This is a genomic window from Phenylobacterium sp. P4_E10 (assembly GCF_056401675.1).
Genome location: NZ_JBFUIW010000010.1, coordinates 1 through 13619, shown reverse-complemented (window position 1 = coordinate 13619; position 13619 = coordinate 1). Strand labels below are relative to the sequence as shown.

17 protein-coding genes and 2 tRNA genes are annotated in these 13619 nt (G+C 66.7%); 12 read left to right on the top strand and 7 right to left on the bottom strand.

Translation table 11 applies throughout. The features are described from left to right. Positions 1-28: 28 nt before the first annotated feature. The gene (locus AC1DQJ_RS12875; RefSeq protein ID WP_477603853.1) at positions 29-172 is read left to right on the top strand and encodes a hypothetical protein; all 144 of its coding nucleotides are present in this window, start codon (positions 29-31) and stop codon (positions 170-172) included. Between the two features lie 213 nt (positions 173-385). Here AC1DQJ_RS12875 and AC1DQJ_RS12870 read toward each other — a convergent pair whose 3' ends face one another. The 4 genes from AC1DQJ_RS12870 to AC1DQJ_RS12855 all read right to left on the bottom strand — a co-directional run bounded on the left by AC1DQJ_RS12870 (position 386) and on the right by AC1DQJ_RS12855 (position 2986). After that, the gene (locus tag AC1DQJ_RS12870) at positions 386-811 is read right to left on the bottom strand and encodes a type II toxin-antitoxin system VapC family toxin (protein ID WP_477603851.1); all 426 of its coding nucleotides are present in this window, start codon (positions 809-811) and stop codon (positions 386-388) included. Next, the gene (locus AC1DQJ_RS12865) at positions 811-1053 is read right to left on the bottom strand and encodes a type II toxin-antitoxin system Phd/YefM family antitoxin (RefSeq protein ID WP_477603849.1); all 243 of its coding nucleotides are present in this window, start codon (positions 1051-1053) and stop codon (positions 811-813) included. The genes AC1DQJ_RS12870 and AC1DQJ_RS12865 overlap by 1 nt, the downstream gene beginning before the upstream one ends. 348 nt (positions 1054-1401) lie before the next feature. After that, complete coding sequence (locus AC1DQJ_RS12860; RefSeq protein WP_477603847.1) at positions 1402-2391, bottom strand: SDR family oxidoreductase; 990 nt, start codon at positions 2389-2391, stop codon at positions 1402-1404. Positions 2392-2911: 520 nt separating this feature from the next. Then, a tRNA-Thr gene (locus AC1DQJ_RS12855) sits at positions 2912-2986 on the bottom strand. A 351-nt stretch (positions 2987-3337) separates the two neighbouring features. Here AC1DQJ_RS12855 and murA point away from each other — a divergent pair. From murA to AC1DQJ_RS12800, 11 genes are all read left to right on the top strand, one after another. Beyond that, a complete protein-coding gene (gene murA / locus AC1DQJ_RS12850; protein ID WP_477603845.1) occupies positions 3338-4627 on the top strand; it encodes a UDP-N-acetylglucosamine 1-carboxyvinyltransferase in 1290 nt (429 codons plus the stop codon). A 1-nt stretch (position 4628) separates the two neighbouring features. Then, the gene (locus tag AC1DQJ_RS12845; protein WP_477603843.1) at positions 4629-5048 is read left to right on the top strand and encodes a DUF2948 family protein; all 420 of its coding nucleotides are present in this window, start codon (positions 4629-4631) and stop codon (positions 5046-5048) included. A gap of 203 nt (positions 5049-5251) precedes the next feature. Continuing rightward, positions 5252-6544, top strand: coding sequence for a histidinol dehydrogenase (gene hisD, locus AC1DQJ_RS12840; RefSeq protein WP_477603841.1), 1293 nt, complete (start codon positions 5252-5254; stop codon positions 6542-6544). Positions 6545-6651: 107 nt separating this feature from the next. After that, entirely contained in the window at positions 6652-7299 is a 648-nt protein-coding gene (locus tag AC1DQJ_RS12835) for an SH3 domain-containing protein (protein ID WP_477603839.1), read from the top strand. A 142-nt stretch (positions 7300-7441) separates the two neighbouring features. Beyond that, positions 7442-7921, top strand: coding sequence for a UPF0262 family protein (locus AC1DQJ_RS12830; protein ID WP_477603837.1), 480 nt, complete (start codon positions 7442-7444; stop codon positions 7919-7921). 6 nt (positions 7922-7927) lie between these two features. Continuing rightward, complete coding sequence (locus AC1DQJ_RS12825; protein WP_477603835.1) at positions 7928-8389, top strand: arsenate-mycothiol transferase ArsC; 462 nt, start codon at positions 7928-7930, stop codon at positions 8387-8389. Positions 8390-8501: 112 nt separating this feature from the next. Further along, the gene (gene infA, locus AC1DQJ_RS12820; protein ID WP_111458197.1) at positions 8502-8720 is read left to right on the top strand and encodes a translation initiation factor IF-1; all 219 of its coding nucleotides are present in this window, start codon (positions 8502-8504) and stop codon (positions 8718-8720) included. A gap of 16 nt (positions 8721-8736) precedes the next feature. Continuing rightward, entirely contained in the window at positions 8737-9318 is a 582-nt protein-coding gene (locus AC1DQJ_RS12815) for a Maf family nucleotide pyrophosphatase (RefSeq protein WP_477604114.1), read from the top strand. Beyond that, positions 9315-10352 carry a ribonuclease E/G gene (locus AC1DQJ_RS12810; protein ID WP_477603833.1) on the top strand — a complete coding sequence of 346 codons (1038 nt, stop codon included), beginning with the start codon at positions 9315-9317 and terminating at the stop codon, positions 10350-10352. The genes AC1DQJ_RS12815 and AC1DQJ_RS12810 overlap by 4 nt, the downstream gene beginning before the upstream one ends. After that, a complete protein-coding gene (yacG, locus tag AC1DQJ_RS12805) occupies positions 10349-10513 on the top strand; it encodes a DNA gyrase inhibitor YacG (protein WP_477603831.1) in 165 nt (54 codons plus the stop codon). Before AC1DQJ_RS12810 ends, yacG begins: the two co-directional genes overlap by 4 nt. A gap of 64 nt (positions 10514-10577) precedes the next feature. Next, positions 10578-10653 (top strand) — tRNA-Phe (locus AC1DQJ_RS12800). Positions 10654-11350: 697 nt separating this feature from the next. Here AC1DQJ_RS12800 and AC1DQJ_RS12795 read toward each other — a convergent pair. From AC1DQJ_RS12795 to AC1DQJ_RS12785, 3 genes are all read right to left on the bottom strand, one after another. Next, positions 11351-11650, bottom strand: coding sequence for a DUF1905 domain-containing protein (locus tag AC1DQJ_RS12795; protein WP_477603829.1), 300 nt, complete (start codon positions 11648-11650; stop codon positions 11351-11353). Between the two features lie 166 nt (positions 11651-11816). Then, complete coding sequence (locus AC1DQJ_RS12790) at positions 11817-12326, bottom strand: DNA-deoxyinosine glycosylase (protein ID WP_477603827.1); 510 nt, start codon at positions 12324-12326, stop codon at positions 11817-11819. After that, the gene (locus AC1DQJ_RS12785; RefSeq protein ID WP_477603825.1) at positions 12327-12872 is read right to left on the bottom strand and encodes a sugar O-acetyltransferase; all 546 of its coding nucleotides are present in this window, start codon (positions 12870-12872) and stop codon (positions 12327-12329) included. It lies immediately after the preceding gene. Positions 12873-13619: the final 747 nt, after the last annotated feature.

The window sequence follows — 13619 nt, the reverse complement described above, 5'->3', positions numbered from 1 at the left end:
CCTAAATACCCGGGTCGCAAAGGCGACGATGGGTGAATGGGTCCGCTACGTCAACGCGTACCGAGAGATCGCTCAGCTGGCGGGCGTGGGCCGTTCCCGCCGGCTGATGGCTGTGCCTGGCGCCGGCCCGGTGCTGGCGAGCGCGATGGTCGCCAGTGTGCCGAAGGAGTGATGTGAACCGGTCGAACCGGGAAGCGGGAGAACCCAGCGCGCCATCGGGCCTCGAGCCCGGGCTTTGGTCGGGACCCAGCTTCGCGGAAGGCATCATGGCCAGCGGTCCATGCACCGCACCAGGTCGAAGACATGGCCGCACCGACCAGCGCTCACAGAACTCTCAGATCAATCTTGCCAACGGGGGAGCCGTCCAGACATGGCGCGAACGGTCTTAAGTCAGCAGGTTTGTCGGAACGCCCAAGACAGGACCGGCCTGCGCTAGCCGCAGGTCAAGGGTGTGCACCATGGCTCCATGGTCGGCCGCAGCTGCAAGATGCAGTGCGTCACCGGCGCGGAGGCCAAGCGCATGCTGGTCCGCGAACTTGGCGGCCGTCCGGAAATGCGCAGCGGCGACCGGCAAAACGGTGAAGGTTTCGGCTGTGAGCCTGTTGAACATCGCCAGCGCCGCTGCGCGCTGCTCGAGGGTGATCTGGCCAGTGCGAAGCTTGATCGACATGGCCGATGAAAGCTCGGTCACGGTCCAATCGCTGATGAGCAGCTCCGCCGGATCCTGCTCGGTCATCCACGCCTGTGCGCGTCCCGTCGCCGCTTCATTCGACAGCGCCGCGACGATCAACGAAGTGTCGAGATAGTGCACTAGTAACGATCGCCGTCTCGCATCGCGCGTACGAGGTCGGCAGCGGTCTGCGATGAGGCGGGCGTCGCCGACGTCAGCCTCTGAAGAGCTGCAAGATCGATCCGCTTGCGAGGGTTCGCGACAGCTGTCAGGCGCGCGACGCGCTTGCCCCGACGGGTGATGTCGATCGAGCCGCCCGCCTCCACGCGATCAACGAGTTCGCTCAAATGGGCCTTAGCCTCCGCCAGGCTGATCGCGCTCATGGAATGCTCCTGACCATCTAACTAGTCATATAGCGTACCGCTAACGAGAATTCCAGCATCTCTTGATGGCCACCCGCTACGACTTCGAGCAGGACAAGGAAGGGCGGACGGTGTTCGACTCTTCACCGGGCAGCCGGTTGTGATCGGCGGCGTGCTGCAGGTCGGCCTGGACATGCAGGATGCGTCAGCCCTGGCCGAGCTGCTCGAGTAGCCTGCGATGAAGCGCACCCGGAATCTAAGGCAATAGCCCGATGGGGCCTCCGATCGGCGTCCGATTACGCAGCGAGCGGTCGTAACTCGCGTGGCTCCCGACCCAATGGCAGAAGAGTCGGCTGTCCGGGCCCCTGATCAATACCCGCCGATGATCGGCAGGATCTCTCCGGTGATGTAACTGGAGCAATGGGGTGAGGCGAGGAAGACGTAGGCCGGTGCGATCTCCTCCGGCTGGGCGGGGCGCTTCATCTTGGTCTTGGCGCCGAACTGGCTGACGTCGGGCGCCTGCTTGTCGGCGGGGTTGAGCGGGGTCCAGACGGGGCCTGGCGCCACGGCGTTGACGCGGATGCCCTTGGGGATCAGGTGACCCGCCAGGGCGCGGGTAAAGGCGTGGATACCGCCCTTGGTCATCGAATAGTCCAGCAGCTCCTTGCTGCCCTCGATGCCGGTGATCGAGCCGGTCATCAGGATCGCCGAGCCAGGCTTCATACGCGGGACCGCCGCCTGGGCTAGGTGGAAGTAGCCGTAGAGATTGGTCTTCAGCGTGCGGTCGAAGTGTTCTTCGGTGAGATCCTCGAACGCCTCGACGTGCTCCTGAAACGCGGCGTTGTTGACCAGGATGTCGAGCTTGCCGAAGGCCTCCATGGTCCTGGCTACGGCGTCCTTGGCGAAGGCGGGATCGGCTACGTCGCCGGACAGCAGGATAGCTCGGCGGCCTTCCTTCTCGACCGCGGCCTTGGTCGCCTGGGCGTCCTGGTCCTCGGCGAGATAGGCGATGGCGATGTCGGCGCCTTCACGTGCGAACAGGACGGCGACCGCGCGGCCGATACCTGAATCGGCGCCGGTGATCAGGGCCACCTTGTCCCTCAGCTTCTCCGAGCCCTTGTAGAACGGAGCGTCGTACATCGGCTGCGGGTCGAGGGCGGCCTCCAGGCCGGGCTTGTGCTGGTGCTGCTCGGGGAAGGGCGGAGCGGGGTACTCGCGGGCGCCCGCCTGCATGGCCGGTTCGTCGTCCACACCTTTCAAGGATCGTTGCTCCTTGGCGTCGACCTGTTCCTGAATCCTGCGTTCGGCCTGGGCCGTGCGATCGGCCTGGATGGCGTACTGCTCGCTGGGTTGGGTCATGGGCGAGTCCTCCGGGCTTGCATTCAGGGCAATCGCGCCAGCGGCCCCTCGGTTCCCAAGCCACAAAGCCCGCCGGTTGGGGCGGGCTCAGTCGTCGCGGCAGCCTAGCCGACAGATAGCTCTTTCGACGCCGAACATTGCCGCGATCTGCGGCTGGGTCGCCCAAATCGTGTTTGTTCTGGGTGTCGAGCGTGCACTCGGCAACGAACTCGCCGGTGTCATTTCTACTTGCCGACGGACGGCCGAGCCGGGCGACTTCGCGTTCCTCAAAGTGAAGGCCGTCCTCAGCTAGACGTCAGAGGAAGCGGCTGATGAGTTCTTGCATGCAGCGGGCCGACAGGACGGATCGTCCTCGTCGGCCCGCTCTCATCAGGACGACTGGCACGAAGAACCGTTCACAAGGCATATCGGCGCAAGCGACGCGAGTGCGCGCTGCTTACTATATGCTTACTAGCTGTGCCGTGGAGTGATGTCGGGGAAATTGGTCGGGGCCCAAGTCTTTGAAAAACTTGGGCCCCGATGGTGCCGCCGGGCAGGATTGAACTGCCGACCTCAGCCTTACCAAGGATGCGCTCTACCACTGAGCTACGGCGGCGAAAGGCGAGGCGGGGGCTATAGCCAAACCCGTCGCCGGAGTGAAGCCCCAATATGAAGAAACTGCACTTGACCTGCATGTCGTCTCGCCGCACCCCCGTATTTTGATGGGAAAGCAGGACAAAACCCCCGCTCAGGAGCGTGAGGACAAACTCGCCGCGGCGCTGCGGGCGAATCTGCGGCGGCGAAAGGCGGGCTCCAAGCCGACGGCCAAGCCGGCCCCGGAGGTCGACGATTCGGACAAGCGCTCGTGAAGCGGGGCCGCTTCCGCCGGTCGCCCCCGCACGCTAGATAGCGCCCGAAGGGCTGAGGTCAGCGCGGCGTTCGCGCATCTCCCTTCCGAGGGACGAGTTTGGATCGCATCGTCATCACCGGCGGCGCGCGGCTGAAGGGTGAAATCCCCATCAGCGGCGCCAAGAATTCCGCCATCAAGCTGATGGCCGCCAGCCTGCTTACCGATGAACCCCTGCGCCTGACCAACATGCCGCGACTGGCTGACACCCGGTTTCTGGCCCGCCTGCTGAAGCGCCTGGGCGCCGAGATCGTCGAACAGGACGGCGATGACGGGGCTGAGACCATTCTCCATGTCCCGGAGATTGTCAGCGCCTTCGCGTCCTACGATCTGGTCCGCCAGATGCGGGCCTCGTTCAATGTGCTCGGCCCCCTGATCGCGCGGACCGGCCACGCCAAGGTCTCGCTGCCCGGCGGCTGCACGATCGGCGCGCGTCCGGTGGACCTGCACCTGGAAGCGCTCCGCTCGCTGGGGGCCTCGATCGATCTGCACGAGGGCTATGTCTACGCCCAGGCCCCCCGCGGCCTGACCGGCGCCGAGATCGTTTTCCCGTTCGTCTCGGTCGGCGCCACCGAGCACGCGATGCTCGCCGCTGTGCTGGCCAAGGGCGAGACGGTGCTGAAGAACGCCGCCTGCGAGCCGGAAATCGGCGATCTGGCCGACTGCCTCAACGCCATGGGGGCGAAGGTGGAAGGGGGCGGGACCTCGACGATCCGCATCCAGGGCGTCGATCGTCTGCACGGCGCCACCCACTCGGTGATCCCCGACCGTATCGAGACCGGCACCTTCGCCCTGGCCGCAGCGATGGCCGGGGGCGAGGTGCGCCTGACCAGGACGCGCAGCGATTTCATCGATTCGTTGCTGGGCAAAATGGTCGAGGCCGGGGTCGAAGTGACCCGTCACGCCGACGGCATGACCATCAAGCGCAACGGCGGGCGGCTGCAGGCTGTGGAGATCGAGACTGATCCCTATCCGGGCTTCGCCACCGACCTGCAGGCCCAGTTCATGGCCCTGATGACCCTGGCGGACGGTGAGAGCGTCATCCGCGAGACGATCTTCGAGAACCGCTTCCTGCACGCTCCGGAACTGGCGCGGCTGGGGGCCGAGATCGCGGTCTCGGGCGGGGAAGCTCGGGTGCGCGGCGTCGCGACCCTCGGCGGCGCCCCGGTGATGGCCACCGATCTGCGCGCTTCGGTCAGTCTGGTGATCGCTGCCTTGGCGGCCAGCGGTGAGACGACGGTCAGTCACGTTTATCACCTGGACCGTGGTTTCGAACGGCTGGAAGAGAAGCTCGGCGCCTGCGGCGCCAATGTCCGGCGCATCGCCTGCGACGGCGAGTCCGAGGAGTAAGATGACCCAAGCCATTCGCCTGCTGGCGCAGGACGCCGACGACCTCGCTGTGATCGCCGCCGCCCTCCAGGACGCCGTGGGCAAGATCGGCGATATCTCTTACGAGCCGGCCGCCCGCCGCCTGACCCTGGTCTTCAACCGCTATCGCTGGGAGGGGAAGGGCAAGGAGCGCGTTCGCGCGGCCCTTCAGCTCGGCTCGGTCGACAAGGTCCAGGCCCGCAAGCTGCGCCGTACCGCCAAGGACGCGGTGGTCGAGCTTTTGAACATTGCCTTCGAGCCGAGCGACGCGCCCAGCGGCGCGGTGGTGTTCACCTTCGCCGGCGGCGGCGACCTGCGCGCCCAGGTCGAATGTCTCGACGTGGTGTTGGCCGACGTCAGCGCCCCCTGGGCGACGCCGCGGACGCCGAAGCACGAGCTCTAGGCGGCCGTCTATCGGCGCCTTCCTGCAGTTGCCGGCGGGAAACCTGCCGAATTGCGCCCTATCGGCAGGCAAAACCGCCCTTTCGGCGGGGTTGCCGATAGCCGATCGGCGATTCTGGGGGTTATCGGCACGACCGCGCGCCGCCTCGCCGATGGCGCGGCCGGGCCTAGCCCTGTGTGGCCCTGGCCGCTAAAGAGCGCGGCATGCGCCGCTTCTCCTTCACCGACCCCGGCTTTGAGGCCGCCTTCGCCGCCTTCATCGACGAGCGTCGCGAGACGCCGCAGGAAGTTGACACTGCGGTCCGCGACGTCTTGGCCGCCGTCCGCGCCGAGGGGCTTGAGGCGCTGCTCCGCTTCGCTCGCCAGTTCGACAAGGTCGAGATCGACGAGACCACCATCCGCGTCTCCGCCGAGGAGATCGAGGCCGGCGCCGAGGCTTGCCCGCCGCAGGTGCGCGAGGCCATCGCCTTCGCCGCCAAGCGGATCGCCGCCTATCACAGCCGCCAGCGTCCGGCCGACGTGGCCTTCACCGACGAGGCCGGGGTCGAGCTCGGCTGGCGCTGGACGCCCTTGGAAGCGGTGGGGATCTACGTTCCCGGCGGCCGCGCCGCCTATCCCTCGACCGTGCTGATGAACGCCGTCCCGGCCAAGGTGGCCGGCGTCGAGCGGATCGCCATGGTCACGCCGCCGGGCCGTCTGCAGCCCGCCGTGCTGGCCGCCGCCAAGGAAGCCGGCGTCACCGAAATCTGGCGCGTCGGCGGAGCCCAGGCGGTCGCCGCGCTCGCCTATGGCGCGGGACCGATCAAGCCGGTCGACAAGATCGTCGGTCCCGGCAACGCCTATGTCACGGCCGCCAAGCGCCGGGTCTACGGCACGGTCGGCATCGACGCCCTGGCCGGGCCGTCCGAGATCGTGGTGGTCGCCGACGGCGCCAACCGGCCCGACTGGATCGCCGCGGACCTGCTGTCCCAGGCCGAGCATGACCCGGCCGCGCAATCGATCCTGATCACCGACGACAAGGCTTTCGCCGCCGCGGTCGAGGCGGCCGTCCTGGATCAGCTCAAGACGCTCAGCACCGGCGAGGACGCCGCCGCCTCCTGGCGCGACCATGGCGCGGTGGTCATCGCCCCGCTGGACGAGGCGCCTCGCCTGGTCGACCTGATCGCGCCCGAGCACGTCGAGTTTGCGATGGACAACCCCGAGCGGCTCTCCGACCGGGTCCGCCACGCCGGCGCGATCTTCCTGGGTCGGGTGACCCCTGAAGCCATCGGCGACTATGTGGCCGGCTCCAACCACGTCCTGCCCACCAGCCGCGCCGCGCGCTTCTCTTCGGGCCTGTCGCTGTACGATTTCATCAAGCGCACCTCGATCGTGAAGTGCGACGCGGAGTCGTTCGCTATCCTCGGCCCGCACACGGTCGCCCTGGCCGACGCCGAGGGCCTTCCGGCCCACGCCCGCTCGGCGGCAATCCGCCTCGGACAGCCTTCGCAAAGCTGAACAGTTCCTGTCAGCCGCGTCGCGGAGGCCGTTCAGGAAGGCACAGCTAGTTTCTCCGTCATCGGGGCCGCACGGCCCTGCAGCAAGCCAATGACGGAGACCAGGCAATGCGCACTCTGAAGACTTCCAAGCTGATGCGCGGCGCGGCTGTGGCCACGCTGACCAGCGTGATCGCGGCGGGCGCCGTCGGTGCGGCCAACGCTCAACAATACCGCGCCCCCACCGGCGGTGGGATCGGTTCGGTCGTCAGCTGCGACGCCCAAGGCAACAAGCAGGCCGGCGGCGCGCTGATCGGCGCCCTGCTGGGCGCTGCGGCCGGCTCGAACCTGGCCAAGAACGACCGAGGCACGGGCACCGCCATCGGCGCCGTCGCCGGCGCCGCCACCGGCTCGTGGGTCGGTTGCAAGATGCAGCGCGACCAGGTGGCCCAGAACAACTACGCCTACGGCCAGCCGGCCTATCGCCCGGCCACCTACGTCCAGAACGGCTATCGTCTGAACGGCGACGTGGCTCCGGCCAGCTACGTTCGCGACGGCGGCTCGTTCGTGGCCAACTCGAGCGTGAACGTCCGCGGCGCGCCCAGCACCGGTTCGGCCAAGGTCGGCGCCCTGCGCCCCGGCCAACCCTTCCAGGCCCTGGCCCGGGTGCGCGGCACCGAATGGATCCTGGTGGGCCAAGGCGGCGTCGGCGTCGGCTATGTCCACGGCGCCTATGTGCAGCCGGCCGGCTACCAGCAGGCCAGCTACCGCTACTAATAGGCTCGCCTGATCGATGAAGGGCGTCCGGCGCACCACGCCGGGCGCCTTTTTCGTGTTCGTGGCGCCACAGCGCGCGTCGCAGGATGACGTTAGGGGTTGGTTTGCAATAAAGCTCCGGGCAAGTCTCTCCCACATCGCCATGGCCGACGAAGACCGCACCAAACATCGCCTGCAGTCAGTTGAGATCGACGAGGAATCCCTCGCGGCGGTTTCGCGCGACCAGGAACAGGAGCGGCAGATCGCGATCTTCGATCTGCTGGAGGAGAACTATTTCCTCCCGGAAGGCGCCGAGGGCGGTCCCTACGACCTGCGCATGGGGCTGATCGAGAACCGGCTGGTGCTGGATGTCCGCGGCCCGGCCTACGAAAAGCGGCACATCCTCTCGCTCTCGCCGTTCCGCGGCCTGATCAAAGACTACTTCATGATCTGCGAGAGCTATTACCAGGCGATCCGCAACTCCTCACCCCAGCAGATCGAGGCCTTGGACATGGGCCGTCGCGGTCTGCACAACGAAGCGTCCGACCTTCTGCGCACGCGGCTGCAGGGCAAGATCGAGACCGACCTCGACACGTCGCGCCGGCTGTTCACCCTCATTTGCGCTCTGCATTGGCGGGGATAGGACGTGATGCCCGCTGACCGATCCCGGCCGCCGCTCCCCGGCGCGGTGCTCTTCGCCTGCAATTTCAATCGCGTGCGCTCACCGATGGCCGAGGCGCTGCTCAAGCGCGTCCTGGGCGACCGGGTCTATGTCGACAGTTGCGGCCTCAAGCGCGAGACGGTGGTGGACGGGGAGGGGGCCGACCCCTTCGTACGCTCAGTGATGGAAGAGATCGCCGTCGATCTCGCCAGCCATGCGCCCAAGACCTTCGACGACCTGGAGGACTCTTCCTTCGACCTGGTGATCTCCCTGACCCCCGAGGCCCAACACCGGGCGGTGGAGATGACCCGCGGCCGCGCCGCCGAGATCGAGTACTGGCCGACCTTCGACCCGACCATCGTCGAAGGATCGCGGGAGGCGCGGATCGCCGCCTATCGCGAGGTGCGCGATAACCTCGCCCAGAAGATCGCCGAGCGTTTCCCGCGCTAGCTATTGGCGCTCTGAGCGCGTAAAGCGCTCTGCGCTATAATCTTCATGCCCGGTCCGCGATGCGATTCCGCCCGCGGGCCGTTCACGATTCGAACGCCAACTGGGAGCCTGCATGGCGAAAGAAGAACTTTTGGAGTTTCCGGGCACGGTCAGTGAAGTCCTGCCCAACGCGACCTTCCGCGTGAAACTTGAGAACGATCACGAGATCATCGCCCACACCGCTGGCAAGATGCGTAAGAACCGCATCCGCGTGTCGGCCGGCGACAAGGTCCTGGTCGAGATGACGCCCTATGACCTGACCAAGGGCCGCATCACCTTCCGCGTCCGCTAGAGGCCGCTTGGCCACTATGCCGCCTCAGCGCCTGGTGCTGGCTTCAGCAAGTCCCAGGCGGCTGGATCTCCTGCGCCAGATCGGCCTCGTCCCTGACGAGACTGTCCCTGCGGAGATCGACGAGACCCCCCTCAAGACCGAGACCCCGCGTCTGACCGCGCTTCGCCTCGCGGCGGCCAAGGCCGCGAAGGTCGCTGACGCGCGCCCGGACGCCTACGTGCTGGCCGCTGACACCGTGGTGGCCGTCGGGCGCCGCATCCTGCCCAAGGTGGAGACTGAGGGCGAGGGCCGCCGTTGCCTGGAACTGTTGTCGGGCCGCGCGCATCGCGTGATGACCGGGGTCGCCGTGGTCGGCCCGGATGGTCGCACGGCCAACCGGCTGGTGGAGACCCGCCTGACCTTCAAGCGCCTCACCAAGTCGGAGATCGACGCCTACCTCGCCGGCGGCGAGGGGATCGGCAAGGCGGGGGGCTATGCGATCCAGGGCCAGGCAGGCGCCTTCGTCATTTCAGTCCAGGGCTCCTATCCTTCGGTCGTCGGCCTGCCGCTGTACGAGACCGTGAACCTTTTGCGCGGCCTGGGCTTTGTCGGGGCATGAGCGAGCGGACTCTCTTTCTTGACCGTGGAATCGGTGAGAGCCGGGGCGTGGTGCTGTTGGACGGCCAGCCCGAGCGCCTGCTGATCGCTCGCGACGGCGAGGACCCCGCCACCAAGCTCGGGGCCCGTCACGTGGCGCGGGTGCGCAAGGTCGAGCCGGCCTTCGCCTCGGCCTTCGTCGACCTGGGCGGCGTCGAGGCGCTGCTGTCCTTCCGGCCCGATGCGCGGCCGGTCGAGGGCCAGTCGCTGGAGGTCGAGATCCGCAGCGAACCGCGTCTTGGCAAGCTCGCCACCGTCCGTGTGATCGGCCCGGCCGATGGCGCGCCGCGCCTGCTGGCCCCCGCGCCCGACCTTGAAGAACAACTGGCCGGTTTCGCCCGCGGCGGCGCCATCGTCAGCGGCCGGGAGGCGCGCCTTGCGGCCGATGAGGCCCAGGCCGACGCCCTGGAGATCGTCCATAAACTTCCCGGTGGCGGCGACATCGCCATCGAGCCCACCCGCGCCCTCATCAGTGTTGACGTGGATATCGGCGAGCGGAAGGGCAATGACGTCAAGCGCGTGACCCGCGCGGCGAACCTGGCGGCCCTGACGCACGGCGCGCGCTTGCTGCGCCTCAAGAGCCTCGGCGGCATCGTGATCTTCGACCTGGTCGGCCGCGGCCACGACGGCAACGCCATGCTGACCGCCGCGCGCACCGCCTTCGCGCCCGACAATCCCGGTGTCGCCATCGGCCCGATCGGGCGCTTCGGCACCATGGAGATGACCATTCCGCGCCGGACGCCGCCGCTGTCGGACATCCTCTGTGACAGCCAGGGCAGGCTCTCCGACCTGACGCTGGCTCTGCAACTGATCCGCGCCATCGAGACCGAGGGCGCCAATCAGCCCGGCGCGCGCCTCACCGCTGACTGCGCCCCGGGCGTCGCCGAAGCGGCCGCGCCGCTGGCCAAGCTGCTGGCCGGCAAGATCGGCGGGCGCTTCACGATTCGTCCGCAGGCCGCTGCGGCCCGCGGCCATATCCAGGTCAGCGCTCAATGAGCGCCCCGTGCCCGATCTGCGGCAAGCCCGCCGAAACCGAGTATCGGCCCTTCTGCTCAAAGCGTTGTGCGGACGTCGATCTGCAGCGCTGGCTCAGCGGCCGCTACGCCATTCCGGCCGCCGATGACGAAGCCGTCGACGACGGAAACCAAGAAGACTGAAACCCCGCTGGACAGGCGCGAACGCCTCTTCTATAGACGCGGCTCCCGCGCAGACGGGACCGGCGCCTGGGTAGCTCAGTTGGTAGAGCAGCGGATTGAAAATCCGCGTGTCGGTGGTTCGAATCCGCCCCCAGGCACCACTTTTCCCACAAGGTTTTGCGTAGGCTAGACGCCCCCTTCGGGAAGGGCGTTTTCCATTCGTGGCGCGCTCGTTTTCCAATCAACTTTGGCGAAGCGGTTCTGAACGCCCCCAAGCATTTCGTTTTGGGCCTTCAAACGGTCGGCGTCGCGGCCGTAGATCGCCGCCATAGCTAGTGTGCGATCACCGATAGCGGCCGCGACTTTAAATTCAGAGTGATCGCCCTACCGCGCGAACGTTCCGATCGTGTGGCGGAAGCCGTGGAATGAGCATCCTGGGCGTAGGGCGCCCGACGCCGTCAGCAAGCGCACCCGCTTGAAGAACGAGGCCCGTAAGCCGCTTTCACTCCACGGCGCCGCACACGCGTTTACCGCGATTTCCAATGCGGGGAGGACGCCCCGACGGCGCTCCCAGGCGTCCGCGAGGATGTCGGAGAAGGCGAACTGCATTTCGCAGTGTTCGGATTCTTGCCGGGGACCCATGCGAGTTTCTTGCCGTCATAAGCGCCCCAGCAGACGCTGAGCGCGCCACCCGCCCGCATCCCGGCAAAGAGCCCGAGTGCGAAGGGAACGACAGGCTGAGGAGGGCATCCTGCTAGGAAGGCTTTGGGGGAGCGATTTCATCCCCATTGCCGGTTGTCGGAGCGCCCTTCCCGCAAACGCGCCCACTCCAGCAGCAGCTAGGCACGATCGTTATAATTAAAGGCCGATGGTCACGACGACCCGCACGCGGTCTCCGGGCGCAATCGCTAACCGCCTTCTGACCTCGGCCTTGATCGGGAGCAGGAATGCTCCGGCCTTGCTGTCCGGAAACAAGGATGTGCGCCACGTCAAGTCGCCGATGGTCGCCTCGACCCGCATCGATCCCCAAGCGCCAGCTTGGCCCCCCCGGACGACTTTAAGGGGCGACGTCCAGTCCGTCGGCAGCGTGATGAAGCACCACCCGCCCTTACCGGGGTAGGTCCAGAGCTCACACTCGGCTTCGTAACGAAACGACACGGCCCCTCAGCGAACGACGATCGGCGCGAACGCGCTCTGCCTAAACTATTTTGGAGGCAAAGCGCCGGTAAATTGCACCGCCAGATCGCGGCCGTCAGATGGCCTATGGCGCCGTCGTTGAGGCGCATGGAAACCCAAGCACCATCTTCTCTTAGCCTTCATCGCTTCAGAGAAACCGCGAAAGCGCGCGCCAGTCGGCCAGCTTGCGGTCGAAGTCCAGCGTGTGCGCTGGGCTGCTTGAGGGCAGGGCGACGAGAGCGTAGTCCCGAGAAGTTCCCAGTTGCCGACGGCCGATGGTGGCGGCCTTGCCGCCATTGAACGCGATGGCCTTCAACTCGGGCAGGGTGACGGCCATGTCGTCCAGGCGGTTCGAGACATGGGCGCGGATGTTGGTGTCCAGGCTCCCCTGGCGTTCGGCGGATGCGATGACGTCCCAGAGCCCAACGCCCGCATTGAGCAGCGTCGCAAGCCGGTCGTCATAGCCCAGGGTGACGAGGCCGCGTCCGGTGACAACTTCCATCAGCCGCCAGAACTGGTTGCGCGGGTTGGCATAGTACTGCGCCTGGCGTAGCGACTGCTCGCCTGGAAGGCTGCCGAGCACCAGCAGCCGCGTGCGGGTGTCGACCACCGGCGCAAATGAGGTCTTGGCGACGGCGGGCGTCAAAGTGTCGGACATCTAGCGCAGACGAGCCGGGTTGCCTGCCGCAGTCGCGCCGCTAGGTACGTCGCGCGTCACCACTGCGCCGGCCCCGATGATCGCGTCGTCGCCGATGCTGACCCCCGGCAGGATCAGCGCGCCGCCGCCGATCCACACATTGGCGCCGATCCGGATCGGGCGGCCGAACTCCACGCCGGCGCGCCGTTGCGCTGGATCACGCGGATGGTCGGCGGTCAGGATTTGCACGCCGGGGCCGACCTGGGTTCCGGTTCCGATGGTCACTTCTGTCACGTCGAGCACCACGCAGCCGAAATTCAGGAACACGCCGTCCGCGAGATGGATGTTGTAGCCGTAGTCCACATAGAAGGGCGGGCGCACGTTGACGTGCTCGCCCACGCTTCCAAGCCCCTCGCGCAACAGCCTATGGCGGTCCTCGGCGCTCAAGCTCAGCGCGGCGTTGAAGCGGGACATCCAGATCTGGGCCGAGGCCGCTTCGTCCCGCAACTCCGGATCTCCCGGATCGTAGGGCTGGCCCGCCAACATCTTCTGCTTTTCCGTGGTCATTTCACCTCCGCGGAGCCATGGCGCCCAGGACACGCCAGTCAGGACATCGGCCGCCGGTGACCGAACGCTGATTGACTCGGGGCCGGCAGGCTCCCATTTGCGGCGCCCAACGGCTCCTGACCGATTTTCGTGCGCGCCGGCGCCAAATCGTCAGGCTCGGTGCTGTTATTTTCAGACCGGCGTTCCGTCAGACTTGCTGCAGTGCAGCATTTTATTTCGTTCAAATGTAGCATTTCGACCGGGATTACTTGGGTCTGTCATTGTGCGTCGCAGCAATGCATGCGCGGGCGAGGCTAACTTGGGGTCGCACCCAAAAGTATGGCCTCTTGACGCTTGGAAAAGGTGTTGCCAAAGGACCCCTGCCGCACGTCTAACATTGCGGTAAGATTTTGGGTTCCCGCTCTGGGAGCATGAAATCGCTCCCGTATCCGAACGCCCAGTTTCACGTACGTGGAAATAGGCGCCACAGGTCGGGCGCAGCGAAGCGGCTCTCGCGTCTTGAACGGATCAAACCGGTCGGGACGACGGGCTTATTTAGTTAGGGTAGGAGACGCTCTCGCGCGACGACCCTTCGGTCCAAACGTGCTAGACCAATCAGGAACTGGCGACAGATGCTCGACAACAAACGAAAGACCCCTTTCATCGCTCTCATTGGCGCCGTCGCGCTGATGGCGAGCGCGCCGGCGTTCGCGCAGGAAGCCGCCGCTCCGGCCGCTCTCGCGCAGGAAGCCGCCGCTCCGGCCGCTC

Bases quoted from the DNA above. Each gene is read 5' to 3' on its own strand.
- AC1DQJ_RS12815 (WP_477604114.1), top strand. From the start codon at position 8,737: ATGCCGCCTCAGCGCCTGGTGCTGGCTTCAGCAAGTCCCAGGCGGCTG.
- AC1DQJ_RS12810 (WP_477603833.1), top strand. From the start codon at position 9,315: ATGAGCGAGCGGACTCTCTTTCTTGACCGTGGAATCGGTGAGAGCCGG.
- AC1DQJ_RS12865 (WP_477603849.1), bottom strand. From the start codon at position 1,053: ATGAGCGCGATCAGCCTGGCGGAGGCTAAGGCCCATTTGAGCGAACTC.
- AC1DQJ_RS12790 (WP_477603827.1), bottom strand. From the start codon at position 12,326: ATGTCCGACACTTTGACGCCCGCCGTCGCCAAGACCTCATTTGCGCCG.
- AC1DQJ_RS12845 (WP_477603843.1), top strand. From the start codon at position 4,629: ATGACCCAAGCCATTCGCCTGCTGGCGCAGGACGCCGACGACCTCGCT.
- infA (WP_111458197.1), top strand. From the start codon at position 8,502: ATGGCGAAAGAAGAACTTTTGGAGTTTCCGGGCACGGTCAGTGAAGTC.
- AC1DQJ_RS12860 (WP_477603847.1), bottom strand. From the start codon at position 2,391: ATGACCCAACCCAGCGAGCAGTACGCCATCCAGGCCGATCGCACGGCC.
- AC1DQJ_RS12830 (WP_477603837.1), top strand. From the start codon at position 7,442: ATGGCCGACGAAGACCGCACCAAACATCGCCTGCAGTCAGTTGAGATC.
- AC1DQJ_RS12835 (WP_477603839.1), top strand. From the start codon at position 6,652: ATGCGCACTCTGAAGACTTCCAAGCTGATGCGCGGCGCGGCTGTGGCC.
- AC1DQJ_RS12785 (WP_477603825.1), bottom strand. From the start codon at position 12,872: ATGACCACGGAAAAGCAGAAGATGTTGGCGGGCCAGCCCTACGATCCG.
- yacG (WP_477603831.1), top strand. From the start codon at position 10,349: ATGAGCGCCCCGTGCCCGATCTGCGGCAAGCCCGCCGAAACCGAGTAT.
- hisD (WP_477603841.1), top strand. From the start codon at position 5,252: ATGCGCCGCTTCTCCTTCACCGACCCCGGCTTTGAGGCCGCCTTCGCC.
- AC1DQJ_RS12875 (WP_477603853.1), top strand. From the start codon at position 29: ATGGGTGAATGGGTCCGCTACGTCAACGCGTACCGAGAGATCGCTCAG.
- AC1DQJ_RS12825 (WP_477603835.1), top strand. From the start codon at position 7,928: ATGCCCGCTGACCGATCCCGGCCGCCGCTCCCCGGCGCGGTGCTCTTC.